General features: G+C 57.3%; 9 protein-coding genes. 5 read left to right on the top strand and 4 right to left on the bottom strand.

Annotated features, from left to right (window positions below; translation table 11 throughout):
- Nucleotides 1-2: 2 nt before the first annotated feature.
- Nucleotides 3-1,025: a sugar ABC transporter permease gene (locus tag MUY35_RS09235; protein ID WP_248366432.1), complete on the bottom strand. Its 1,023-nt coding sequence runs from the start codon at nucleotides 1,023-1,025 to the stop codon at nucleotides 3-5.
- Between the two features lie 87 nt (nucleotides 1,026-1,112).
- Complete coding sequence (locus MUY35_RS09230) at nucleotides 1,113-2,348, bottom strand: extracellular solute-binding protein (RefSeq protein WP_248366429.1); 1,236 nt, start codon at nucleotides 2,346-2,348, stop codon at nucleotides 1,113-1,115.
- Between the two features lie 183 nt (nucleotides 2,349-2,531).
- Between MUY35_RS09230 and MUY35_RS09225 the strand changes: the two genes are divergently transcribed.
- A complete protein-coding gene (locus tag MUY35_RS09225; RefSeq protein ID WP_248366415.1) occupies nucleotides 2,532-3,599 on the top strand; it encodes an ester cyclase in 1,068 nt (355 codons plus the stop codon).
- Nucleotides 3,600-3,831: 232 nt separating this feature from the next.
- On the opposite strand, the gene MUY35_RS09220 is transcribed toward MUY35_RS09225, so the two are convergent.
- Both MUY35_RS09220 and MUY35_RS09215 read right to left on the bottom strand, forming a co-directional pair.
- Nucleotides 3,832-5,829, bottom strand: coding sequence for a CocE/NonD family hydrolase (locus tag MUY35_RS09220; protein ID WP_248366413.1), 1,998 nt, complete (start codon nucleotides 5,827-5,829; stop codon nucleotides 3,832-3,834).
- 151 nt (nucleotides 5,830-5,980) lie between these two features.
- The gene (locus MUY35_RS09215) at nucleotides 5,981-6,889 is read right to left on the bottom strand and encodes a LysR family transcriptional regulator (RefSeq protein WP_248366411.1); all 909 of its coding nucleotides are present in this window, start codon (nucleotides 6,887-6,889) and stop codon (nucleotides 5,981-5,983) included.
- 128 nt (nucleotides 6,890-7,017) lie between these two features.
- Here MUY35_RS09215 and MUY35_RS09210 point away from each other — a divergent pair, with 128 nt between their 5' ends.
- From MUY35_RS09210 to MUY35_RS09195, 4 genes are all read left to right on the top strand, one after another.
- Nucleotides 7,018-8,241, top strand: a complete 1,224-nt coding sequence (locus MUY35_RS09210) for an aminopeptidase P family protein (RefSeq protein WP_248366409.1) — start codon at nucleotides 7,018-7,020, stop codon at nucleotides 8,239-8,241.
- Between the two features lie 392 nt (nucleotides 8,242-8,633).
- Entirely contained in the window at nucleotides 8,634-8,999 is a 366-nt protein-coding gene (locus MUY35_RS09205) for a VOC family protein (RefSeq protein WP_248366407.1), read from the top strand.
- A gap of 179 nt (nucleotides 9,000-9,178) precedes the next feature.
- On the top strand, nucleotides 9,179-11,944 hold the full coding sequence (locus MUY35_RS09200) for a VWA domain-containing protein (RefSeq protein WP_248366394.1): 2,766 nt from the start codon (nucleotides 9,179-9,181) through the stop codon (nucleotides 11,942-11,944).
- 148 nt (nucleotides 11,945-12,092) lie between these two features.
- Complete coding sequence (locus tag MUY35_RS09195; RefSeq protein WP_248366391.1) at nucleotides 12,093-13,268, top strand: hypothetical protein; 1,176 nt, start codon at nucleotides 12,093-12,095, stop codon at nucleotides 13,266-13,268.
- Nucleotides 13,269-13,288: the final 20 nt, after the last annotated feature.

Genomic DNA, 13,288 nt, shown 5'->3' with positions numbered 1-13,288 from the left:
TCTTACTTGCGGTCGAAGTCGCGCCATGTCCGAACAAGGACGGGCGACAAAAGAATGGCGATGCCGATGATGGTCAGCACCGATGTTGCAGCAGCCGAGGACAACAAGCGCGTCTCGCCTCCCAGGTCGTTAAAGATCGCGTAGGACAGCGAAGTGGCATGTGCGGAGGCCTGGAAACTCACAATCGGCTCGAACACACGGAAGTTGTCCATCAATTGTATCAGTGCAACGAAGGTGACCAGCGGCAACAAGTGCGGCAGGACGACAAAGCGGATACGTTCCCACCGGGTCGCGCCGTCGACCATCGCGGATTCAAGCGTGTCGGTGTTGACCGTCTGCAGGCCAGCATAGAAAACGACGAACGCGAAGGGTGCCGCGTGCCAGATGCCATAGACCATCAGCATGATCCACATCAGCCCCGTTGACGCCTTGACCGACAGGGTCGGATCGTCCGTCAGCCACTGCAAACCGGTCCCCAGAATCCCGCGGGCATCGACCATCCAAAAAAGGATCAAAGAGCCAACAAGCGGCGTCACAATCATCGGCAGCAGCGAGAAAAAGATCGTCGGGCCCTTAAGGGCGACGGCGACAGAATTGACCGCGATGGCAATGAAGAAGCCCAGGATGATCGTCAGCGGTGTGACGACGGCCGTGTAGGTCAGGGTAAAGCCGAGCGCCTTGTAAAATGGCAGGTTCATCAGGCTGCGACCGAAATCGGGCAACCCGTCCGCTCTGACCCAAGCCGCGGCGACTTCGCCGAAGGCAAGGTGGTTGCGGTCTGTGTAAATACTCAATCCCGCGAACTTGCCCATCGGTTCGGCTTCGCGAATGGCGGCGGTGGCGACCTGGTCGACCGAGGTTTCCATCTTGCAGCCAAAGGGCCCGCAATTTTCCACCTCAACAACGACCTGCTCGTGCGCGCTGTAGAATGACTGGGTCACGACCGACACAATCGGAAAGGCAATGAATGCCAACATCAACAACGAGGACGGAAGAACGAACCAGAAAAAAGAACTGTGTTTCATAGCGAAGCTGCCTGTTGTGAATGGGGGCAGTGAAAAGGGCGCGACGGCTTCCACCGACGGATCGACGCGCCCTTCTGAAAGTCAGGCTTAGTTGACGTAGCCTTGTTCTTTGGCAGCAGCCGTATAGGCCGCTTCGATATCCGCCAGCGTCTGCTCGGCACTTTCCTTATCGGTCAGGAAGTCGGCGATGTTGTCACCCGCAGCCGTGTGCAACAAACCCATATAGGGCAGCATCGGGTAAGGTTTCGTGCCTGCAGCGACAGCCGCCAGAACGCCTTCGGATACAGGCGCGGGCTCGTATCCGTCGATCAGCCAAACGGCCTGATCCATTGTGGTATCATTCAGGATCGCAGGCGAAACAGCATAGGTCAGGGCTTGGAAGGTCGCCGCGGCATCCTCGTCGCTGATGTTCTTGGCGACGGTCCAGCCGTCCCACCACAGGGTGGACGCGGGCACACCGCTGTCGCCGACCAAAAGCGGGCCTGCAACCTTGGTGTTCTCATAGACCTGCGGCTCGGAACCTTCGTCATCCATGAGAATCTGCATCCGGCTGCCCCACATGTGCATCAGCGCGACGTTGCCTGCTTCCCACTCGGCCTGCGTGCCGTTGGAATCGTGGGTCAGATAGTCGGGGTTCATGTATTTGGTCAGCGCTTTCATCATTTCAAGCGTCGCAACGCCTTGCGGGTTGTTGATCGCAACATTGGCTGTGCCGGGCTCGAAAAACTCGCCGCCGTGGCCCAGATACATGTTGTTGAATTCTTGCGCGAGGTTCCAACCAGCCGCGTAGGGTCCACCAACGGGATGCTCCATGATGCCAGCGGCGCGGATCGCTTCGGCGGCTTCCAGTACGCCCTCATAGGTCGTGGGCACGTCCATACCGACTTCCTCCAGAACGTCGGCACGATAGGCCAGCGTCTGCGCGTTCGCCATGAATGCGACAGCCATGACTTTTCCGTCAACGGTGATCAGCTGACGCTTGGGGATGTCTTGCCCGTATTCCGCGACAAGTGCGTCCAACGGTTGGATGACATCTTCATTGATCAGCGCCACGATGGATGAATTTGCAACAACCGCGCTGGTATATTCAGCGGGGTTGCCCGACATGCCAGCAACGTTCAGCGTCTGGTGATCCGCAGTCAGGTTCGACTCGACTTTGACGCCCGCGCATTCAGCGGCAGCGCTGGCGATGGTTTGGATCGCAGGAAATTCATTGCCGATGATGTTGACGCGACCGCCGTCGATGCTGCATTCGGCCGTCGCGGCCCCGGCAGCGACGACCAGAGCGCTGGCAGCGACCGTCGATTTCAAAGTGATGTTCATTCCGATTTCTCCCGTTGTTGGCGGTATTCCCATGCCGTCCAAGAGGCACCGCCAAGACAATTTTTAGTTGATCAGGCTTTCTGGGCAGCCTTGATCCTTCAACGGTAGCGGTTGATGAATACGCTTGCAATATTTTTCATTCCAAGCATCAATAGCCACGTCCACAGGCAGATGAGGAACACCGTGCCAGATAGAAATCTGAACAATAAAACCGCAGTTTACGTTGGGTTAGGCCGCCTTGCTGAAGCTGGCGTTGCCGGCCTGACGAACAACATCAGTGCGCTTTATCACCCCGACATTCACCTGCGTGCGTCGCATCCAATGAACGAATCGCATGGTGCCGATTCGTTGATAACCACGCTGTGGACGCCACTTATGACGGCACTTCCTGACCTTGAACGCCGCGACCAGATCGTAATGGGCGGCAGCTTTGAGGGGCGCGAATACGTCGCCATGACCGGGCATTACTGCGGAACTTTTCGCCGCGACTGGCTGACCATCCCCGCGACCGGTCGCCCGATCTATCTGCGTTATGGCGAGGTGCATGAACTGCGCGACGGAAAGATCGTGCAATCCAACTGCCTGTGGGATGTTCTGGACGTGTTCCGGCAGGCCGGTTTCTGGCCGCTGGCCCCAAGCCTTGGGACCGAGGGCATGTGGCCCGGCCCGCTGACCGCCGACGGGCTGCTGCTTTCAGTGCAGGATAGTCAGCAATCACAGGCGAGTATCGCCCAAACGTTGGCGATGCACGACACGCTTGGTGCTTATGACGACCTGAAAAGCGAGGGGCGCGAAGGACTTCTGAACATGCCGCAGAAGGACCACTGGCACCCGAAAATGATGTGGTATGGACCCTCTGGCATCGGCACGACACGCGGGCTGCAGGGCTTCGTCGACTACCACCAGCTGCCCTTCCGCAAGGCATTCCCAAAGCGCATGGGCGGCGGCCAGTGGGACGAGATTGCCGAGATGAAAGCCAAGCATGGCGGCGGGCACTACATCCGCGTAGGCGACGGCCCGTATTCCGTGACGGGCGGCTGGCCAAGCGTTTTCGCAAACCACGTCGGGAATGACTTTCTTGGTGTGGGGCCGACGGGTCGCGCCGTAACCATGCGGGTGATGGACTTTTACCTGCACCACGAGGGGTTGATACGCGAGAACTGGGTGCCGCTCGATGTGCTGGACCTGCTGTTGCAGATGGGCGTCGACGTGCTTGACCGGATGCAAAGCCAGTTTCGCCGTGTAAGTTAGTATTAGATCCTTGCAAGCGTTTGCAGTATCGCTGCTATCGCCATAGGTTTCTTTGATTATTCGCGGGCAAGGCAGCGTCCAAAAAAAGCGGCGTGAGTGAACCCAAGCGCGGAAAAGGCGAGCGGTGTTGCGCCCTCTCCTTGTATCGCGGATTTTGCGCAAGGATGATGAGCAATCAGTCGGTTGCCTTAGCCATCAAAGCGCCCTGACCGCGCCGTCGGCCAAAAAAGAGTCAGATCAGGTCGCGGGGGATGACCCTGCGCCATGTGCGTTTGCGCAGTTCCTCGCCGTTTTCCAGCACGCGCAATGTGCCGTCGAGGTGAAATTCTGTCTCGGTTGATGACAGTTCAAGCCGGGTTTCGGTGCGGATGTTCCAGCCGTCGCGGACGGTGTCATAGCTCTGGTCGATGATCGAGCGGGCTGACAGCGGGTCGTCGTCCCGGATGCGCTGTTCCCGCCGAAGGGAGTGGGCGGTATGGGTGCCGATATCGTCAAAACGCAGGACGCCTTCGCCGAACACGCCGCCGACGCCATCGGTGACATAGACCGTTTCGCCCGTCATGTGATCCTGCAGACTGGTGCGGGCGATGGAGCCGGGATCAAGCTGGGTAACAGGTGTAAGCGGCCCGTGCGCGGGGTCAGGGAAGGTCATCTGGTGCACGTCGCCACCTGCGCGGCGGGGCAGGGACAGGCATGCATCTTCCAGCGCGACGGTCAGTGTCGCGGCATAGGGCGCGGGCCAGACGATGGGCCAATAGGCGGTGCCGACCGAGACCCTGATCCTGTGCCCCGGCGCGAACCGGTGACCGCAGATATTCAGCGCGACACGGACCTTGATGGGCTTGCCGGGCTCCAGCGGTTGCGGGGTTTCGTGCCCGTCGCGATGGGTCAGGTTCAGGACCTGATAGCTGACGCGCAAGACCTCTCCGCTTGGCAGAACGTCGCACAGGCGCACCGCGATTTGCGCCACCGGGCTGTCTGATGTCAGCGTCAGGTCAAGATGGGGGCGGCCCAGAACCTCGACCTCTTCGGTCAGGATCTCGGTGTCGAAATTCAGCGACCCGCCATCGTCAAGCCGCTGATCCGTCGGCATTTCACCGGGCACACCGGCGGCCATCCATTCACCCGCCGCCTTGCCGTGGCTTTGCGGCGATCGGATCGAGACCTCGCCCGCGCCGGGTGCGTCTGCAAGCCCCGATTTGGTCAGCCACAGGGGCATTGGCGTGACCTTGTTTGAGGGCCATTCCGCCTCGCCGACCCAACGGCCGGGTTGCATGGGGCGGCTGCCATCGGGCAGGGTGGCGTCGTTCACATAGGCGCGCAGCTTGGGCTCATCCATCACGCCGGTGTCGATGCCCTTGAGCCAGTGATCCCACCAGCGCACGGCCTCTTGCAGCCAGCCCATCGCGGGGCCGGGGATGCCGTCATGGGGATAGACATGGCCCCACGGGCCGATGATGCCGCGACAGGGGACCGAGAGGTTTTCCAACATCCGCGGGACGGAGTTGGTATAGCTGTCAGCCCAGCCCCCGAAGGCCAGAACGGGGCAGGTGATGGCAGCGGAATCTTCCTGCACCGAGCCATGTTTCCAATAGGCGTCATAGCGTTGATGTTCGGCCCAGATGGCGGGGAAGAAGGGCAGGTCGTCGATGCGTTTCAGCCAATCTTCGCGCCAGCTTTCGCCGACGATTTCAGGGTCAAGAGGGCGAGCCTGATAAGCCAGCATGATCGAGCCCCACCACTGGTTGTCGTTCAAAAGGCAACCGCCCATGAAGTGAATGTCGTCGCGGAACCGGTCGTCGGTGAAATAGACCGGGATCACGGCCTTCAGTTCCGGCGGGCGGCAGGCGGCGACTTGCAGGCAGTTGAAGCCGCCCCAGCTTTTGCCCATCATGCCGATATTGCCGCTGCACCAGTCCTGCGCGGCGATCCAGGACAGCACCTCAAGCGCGTCGTCCTGTTCTTGCGGTAGATATTCGTCGGCCATGTGACCGTCGGAGTCGCCCGACCCGCGCATATCAACCCGCACCGAGGCGTAACCATGTTCTGCAAAATAGCCGTGCATCGGCTCGTCCCGCACGCGGGTGCCGTCGCGTTTGCGATAGGGGATGTATTCCAGCACCGCAGGCACCGGTTCATCCAGCGCGCCTTCGGGCAGCCAGATGCGTGCGCCCAAGCGGCAGCCGTCGGACAGGGTGATCCAAACATGCTCCAGTATTTCGGTGCCCATCGCGTCTGCCTTTCGTTTGGGGTAATCTCGTCGCCGGCATTGTGTTGCACGCGCGGGGCATTGTCGACCGATGAAGAACCAAGTTCGATTGCCTGTCTTTTTAGATTGGCGTCACTTTCATTCTGAAGGTCAAATGAACGGAATTTGCGCGTCAGAGACTTTGAAGCTGAATGTCTCGTTCAGCCAAAGCCCAATCCCTAAACGCCAAAACCTCGTCTATCATGTTTGCCCGCGCTTGCGGGCCGATCAGTAGATAATAATCATGGTCGTCCAGCAATGCAGTGTCAGAGACTTGCACCAGCTGGCCCGATTCCAGATCGGACCTGATCATGACGGTAGCGCAAAGTGCGACGCCTTGGCCGGATAAGGCGGCGCCGCGCAGAAGATTGAAGTCCTCAAAAACTGGACCGCCAAGGGCTGTCGTTTCGCGTATCCCCTTGTTTTCGAGCCAAGATCGCCAACCTGTTTCATCGCGGTCATGTAAGAGGCCGAATTTGCGTATTTCCGCAGGCTTCAGCTTACGACGACCAGATTTCTGCAGCAAATCGGGGCTGCAGACAGGCACGCTTGTCCCGGGCAGAAAAGGCATAACCTCTACACCAGCTATTTCAGGAGGGGTTGCAGAAAAAACGAAAGCCACATGGGTTTCACGAAAGTCGATATCCTGACCATGCATTGCATAGATCATGCGCGTGGCAACCGTGGGATGCAGCTCTTTGAATTTCATCAGTCGCGGGATCAGCCAGCACATGGCAACGGAAGGAATCGCCGCGATGACCAAGGGCATTTGCGCGCGCGACACGCTGGCGCGGTGACAGGCAGCATCAATTTCAGCCAACGACGATGAAAGTGATCCCGAAAGTTCCAAGGCATGCGGCAATAGTTGGGTGCGATTGCCCTGCCGCTCAAAAAGCGGGGCGCCAAGCCAATCTTCAAGATGGCGGACCTGATGGCTGACCGCTGATTGGGTCACACAAAGGTGGTCAGCAGCGGCGCGAAACGAACCCAGCCTCGCGACGGCCTCAAAAACTCGCAGCGCGTTTAGTGGAGTCGTGGACATATGACGCCCTCAGCATAAGTTTTCCTCACCCTATACGTGAAAAACCATCCTTTGACCAGTGCTGCATAATTGGGTCAATCTTCACGTATCACTGGTCCTGGATGGGCCATAACAGCATAGGGGGTTCCATGAAGCGCGAGAGATTTCAAGACTACACCAACAATGGCACCGCTGCGCCGCAGACGTTTTCTGCCGCAGAAATGCAGCGGCGTCTGGACGACATACGCGGCTACATGAGCGAGCAGAACATAGATGCTGCACTGTTCTCATCGTATCACTGCATCAACTATTATTCCGACTTTCTGTACTGCTACTTCGGTCGCCGCTATGGCTTGCTGGTCGATCATAACATCGCAACGACAATCAGCGCCGGGATTGACGGCGGGCAGCCTTGGCGTCGGACCTTTGGTGGCAAAAACATCACCTATACCGATTGGCAAAAAGACAATTATTTTCAAGCTATCCGCAAGCTGACCGGTGGTGTCAAACGTTTGGGAATCGAGTTTGACCACATCAACATCGATACACTGAACCTGCTGAAATCTGAATTCCCGAACATGGAATTCGTTGACATTGCCGCAGCTTCGATGCGCCTGCGGATGATTAAATCAGCTGAAGAGATCGCTCACATCGAAAAGATGACGCGTATTGCAGACATTGGCGGCGCGGCATGTGTCGAAGCAACAGCCGTCGGCGTGCCAGAACATGAGGTCGCTTTGCATTCCACCGCGACGATGGTGCGCGAAATCGCGAACGTCTGGCCGGATGGAGAGCTGTTGGACACATGGACATGGTTCCAATCCGGTCTGAACACCGATGGGGCGCATAACCCTGTGACCAGCCGTAAGATCGAAAAAGGTGATATCCTGTCGCTGAACTGCTTCCCGATGGTCGCAGGCTATTACGTGGCCCTTGAACGCACCCTGTTTGCCGAAGAGGCCAGCGACGCCCACATCGCGATGTGGGAAGTCAACTGCGCGGTCCACGACCGGGGCAAGGAGCTTTTGGTACCGGGCGCGAAATGCTCGGACATCGCCAAAGAACTGAACGCCATGTACGCAGAAAAAGACCTGCTGCAATATCGCAGCTTCGGCTACGGCCACTCGTTCGGCGTTCTGTGCCACTACTACGGTCGCGAGGCCGGACTGGAACTGCGCGAAGATTGCGACACGGTGCTTGAGCCGGGGATGGTCATTTCAATGGAGCCGATGATCACCATTCCAAACCACTTGCCCGGCGCCGGTGGTTACCGCGAGCATGACATCCTGGTCATTACCGACGACAACAACACGGGCAATCGCAACATTACCGGTTTTGCGTACGGCCCAGACCACCTGATCGTTAAAAACTAACAACAGAACCAAGACCAAGACCAATGCCTCGGCCTCGCAAGCGGCCGGGGCTTTCGTAACCTCGGGCAGGCTGCTTCTGTTCGCGCAGGCGGACTGGGTGGTCGGGATTTCGACAGGCCGCGCGGTCGCAACCCCGCCCAAACGGCGTCTCCACTCAATTCAGGTAGAAAATGTGGTCACCCGCGCTCGCACCTGGACGTCGCACATCCCGCATAACCAACCCGAATGTTTCAATCTGAGGCGGGGAGGTTTCTGGACGAGCAGGGATTGTAGCAGCGGCCGATAGAGCAGTTGCTAACTATCCGAACTTTGGCTGTGCGGGACAAAGCCGCAATTGGTCGCGCACTGAAATTCCGGTATATGACGCCCACCCGAATGAAGTGGAGTTCAATGTGTCTGCGCAACTTGGACGTATCATTATCTACACGAAGAGGACTGAGGAGCTGGTGGCATTCTATTGCCAGCATTTTGGTTTTGAGGTGCGTCGGCTGGACGGTGATCGGATCGTTGAACTAGTCCCCAAAGGGGCCGGAGCGAGTATTCTTTTGCACCCTATGTCGGAAGGCCGGAAGGAAGGCCAAACGCTTGTTAAGCTGGTGTTTGATGTAGAAGACGTTGAGGGTTTCTGCCGTGTTTCAAAAGAACGAGGGTTGCCATTCGGATCTATTCATCGTGCTGACGGTTACTGCTTTGCCAATACCAAAGACCCTGCGAAAAATTCAGTGTCTATTTCAAGCCGTGCTTTTGTAGAGCGGTAGGTCCGGGTTCAACGCGGCCAGCGACAACGTGGCTGACTGGCAGATTTGGGCTGCATTCGGTGGTCCGGGTGCCTTTTGGTTTGCCCTCAAGAACCAACTTTTTAGCGCCCAACCCAATACCATCTGGATATTTGGCCCATAATCTGCTTCCATTTACACGTTAAAGAAGGGGCTATCTCATGCGTTTCGTTGCAGCATTCTTTCTGTCGATTTTCCTGTCATTTCCAGCAACAGCCCAAGATCGCGCCTCGACTATCTTGATCTTGGACGGCTCAGGGTCGATGTGGGGGCAGATAGACGGCACAGCAAAAATCACCATCGCACAGGAAGTTATCGGCGATTTACTACAGACCATTCCGCAAGATCAGATGCTTGGATTGACGGTCTATGGACATCGGCGCAAAGGGGATTGCTCTGACATTGAAACGCTGGTGCCAGCGGCTAACGGCAACCAAGGGGCAATTTCCAGTGCTGTGAATGCGATCAAGCCAAAGGGGAAAACCCCGATGACTGACGCTGTGATCGCCGCCGCGCAATCGCTGCGCTACACCGAAGAAAAGGCAACGGTGATCCTTGTGTCAGACGGGATCGAAACCTGTCATCCTGATCCTTGTGCCGCCGCCCGTGCCTTGGAAGAAGCAGGGGTCGACTTTACCGCACATGTTGTTGGGTTCGACATCAACGACCCGGATGCGGTTGCCCAGATGCAATGCCTAGCCGCTGAAACCGGCGGGACCTTCCGATCGGCCGATGACGCGAGCGAATTGGGCGCAGCTTTGGTTGAAATCGCCGCCGCACCCGAACCCGAGCCGATGCCGGTCGCGATCACCTTCCGGGCCACGTTGGGAAAAGGCGGACCAGTCATCAACGAAGGGCTGGTTTGGTCTTTCGCTCCTGACGGCACCGGCAATCAAACTGACCCGCTGGGCGAAACGGGTCTGGATTTGTTGCCGGGAGCTTATTCGGCGTCGGTGTTGCGCTTGGAAGACGAAGCGACAGCAACGGCAGATTTCACAGTCGCCGGGCAGGCGAAAACCATCACACTCGAACTGCCAGAAATAAGCTACCAAGCGTCGCTGGAGGCCGCCGAGACCGCGCCCATTGGTGCAACAATCAACGTCGCTTGGGATGCCGAAATCGGTGAACAGGACTATGTGACGGTTGTGCCGCCTGACGCCAAACTAGGGAAATACCTGGACTATGCCTATATCTCTGAAGGTAACCCCGTTGCGGTACGCATGCCGCTGGAGTCCGGTGCGTATGAGCTACGCTACATCCGCAGTGTCCCCGGCAAGCAAAGCGTATCGGCCACGCGCGCAATCACCATCACCGACCTAGCGGTCACGTTAGATGCGGCGGACGAGATTGCTGCCGGGTCCGAGTTGGATGTGACATGGGATGGCCCCGACTACGAAAACGACTACATCGCGATTGCGGCCCTAGATGCCAAGGACACCGCTTACGAAAAATATGCCTACACCGTGCGTGGCAACCCCGCTCAGGTGACGTCACCCATAGAACCCGGATCTTACGAAGTGCGCTATGTGGCGCAGGGCAATCCAGCACGGGTATTGGCACGCCGCCCCTTAACGGTTGTCGCAGTGACCGCGACCCTAGATGCACCTGATGAAGTCGTGGCGGGCAATGCAACCAATGTCGAATGGAATGGGCCGGACAACAAGAACGACTATATCTCGGTCGCGGCGTTAGATCAGCAGCCCCACAAATACACCAATTATGCCTATACCACGCGTGGAAACCCTGCATCGGTTAAAATGCCGCTCGAACCCGGCACGTATGAATTGCGCTATGTCGCGGCTGGCAACCCGGCCAAGGTGATCGCAACGCGTCCAATCGTGGTGGTCGCAGCGCAGGTCACACTGGACGCACAAGCTGAAGCAATCGCCGGCTCGCCAGTCGATGTCGCATGGGTAGGGCCGGACAATAAGAACGATTACATCTCGGTCGCGGCGGTGGATCAGGCACCTCACAAATACGAAAACTACGCTTATACGACCCGAGGAAACCCCGCGTCAGTGAAAATGCCGCTGGAGCCGGGTGACTATCAGATCAGATATATCGCCAGCGGCAATCCCGACAAAATACTGGCGACCCGCGATATCAGCGTCGTGGCCGCGCAGGTTTCGCTTGACGCGCCAAGTAGCGCTGATGCTGGGGCGACGATTGACGTCAGTTGGGATGGACCCGACAACAAAAATGACTACATCGCAATCGCAACACCAGATCAGCAGCCCAATAAATATGCGCATTACACTTACACCACACGCGGCAACCCGACGAAGCTCAAGATGCCGCTAGAACCGGGGCAGTATCAACTGCGCTATATTGCCCATGGCAACCCACAACGTATCCTTGCAGCGCGTGATATCAACATCGTTGCGGTGAATGTGGTTCTGGACGCCCCAGAATCTGCTGTCCTCGGCACAGAGGTTGACGTGTCCTATGTCGGCCCAAACAATAAGAATGACTATATCTCGGTCGCCGCGATTGGGTCAAAACCCGGCGAATACTTAAATTATCAATACACTGAACGTGGCAACCCCGTCAGGCTGACCGTGCCCGATGAAACAGGCACTTATCTGATCCGTTATATTGCCCACGGCAACCCGCAAAAAGTGCTGGCGCGCCGCTCGTTGAAGGTCGTTCAGGCCAGCGAAGTTGTGACGGAAACCGCAGTGCTTGAGGCCGCCGATACCGCAACGGCCGGAGGTCAGCTTGAGGTCTTCTGGGTCGGGCCAGATGCGGACGGGGATTCCATCGCGATCACCAAAATTGGCTCCGAAACAGCCGAAGTGACAGCGACGACAGCCAGCGGAAACCCCGCCGTGCTGCAATTGCCAAGCGATCCTGGTGAATACATCTTGCACTACATTTCTGGCCAAGATCAGAGCTCGATCGGTAGACGTCCCGTGACCCTGCAGTGATATCTAAACGCATGGTCCAAGACGTCTTGCGTCGGGTTTGAAACGCCTTTCGATCTAGGCCTGCGATTTGTTTGCCTTCGCCCGATTTTTGTTCTGAGCTTCAATTGGTGGTAAGAATTGTCATTGGAGAAATGTTGGGGGGATGCAAATGTTGACCCGAATAGCTCTTTTTGTCTCGTTCACGGGCGGGCTCTTACTTGGAACAATGGACCCGTTGCGCGCGCATGGCATCGGCAATAACAGCGTTACGGCCCAGTCTGACATGTGCGGATGCAACCCACTTCCGCTGGAAGGCACCTATAATGGTCCCTCGCCGATGCAGTTGTCTTTTGTAAGCGGCACCGCAAATTCTTGTCCTACGCAAATTCGGATAACAACGACCCGGCCAGGCGGACCCGATCCAAACATCATTCTGACCTGCGATAAGTCGACCCAGAAGTGGACTGGCAAAGAGACCATGCCCAAGAACATGGGCGATATTATCTGGGAGCTGTCACCGATTGCATCGATGAGCCAGTTTCCCGGATCATTTTCGGCCTCGGACATGGCTGCTGTCACGCTGAAATTGCCACCCAAATTACACGCAATCGGAAAGGCCGATCGGACCGTGAACGTTGTTGCTGAATCTGGAAAAGCTGCGCCGTGCCTTTGCCGGTTGGTCGAATTGGAAAAACAACATGTCGAAAGTTACATCGCCGCCAACACCGATTTATCGCTGATTGCTCACGCGCAAGCCACTGGGATGAATGGGGCGGATGAAAGGACCGGGTTTTGGATGGACAGTCAACGGCGGCTTCACAAGGCAGCGGGCAATCAGGCATTGTCATTTGCCGACCTTGTGACCGGAGTAGTAGACGGCACGGTCACGGTCGCACCGGATGGAACGGTCTCGGTATCAAGTGACACCAGCGCGCAAAGTACCGCGAATGCCGCCGATTACTCGACTCGAACCATGCAGCCGAACTCCCTCGCAGAAACGGATGTTCGCAGCTGCAAGATTACTTTGCCATCGGCTGCTTCAGCCGCTGCTGAATGCATTCCAGACATCGTTCTGACGGCTGCTTACGAACATGAAAGCCAACACCAGGCGACGTGCGAAGCGCTTCATTCTGTGACCACTTACAAAGCGCCTGATGGGACGCTGTATGACTGGATCAAAGACAAGGACACTCTGGGCGACGTTCGTCACGAAGGCGTACGTCTTCCAGTATCGGGATATGCCGCCTGGTCTGCTGATCCCGTAAATCAAGCCAATGATGAGGCGGGCGCTTACACCGAGGAGCTAAACGTTCTTAACGGATGGTTGTCGAAGTATTGTCCTTAGAAAAGCATTGGCTCTCTGAA

Origin of the sequence: Aliiroseovarius sp. S1339, assembly GCF_023195695.1 — a bacterium.
Lineage (GTDB): Bacteria > Pseudomonadota > Alphaproteobacteria > Rhodobacterales > Rhodobacteraceae > Aliiroseovarius.
Note: the sequence above shows the minus strand (reverse complement) of the source record. Positions and strands in the feature narration are given on the sequence as shown.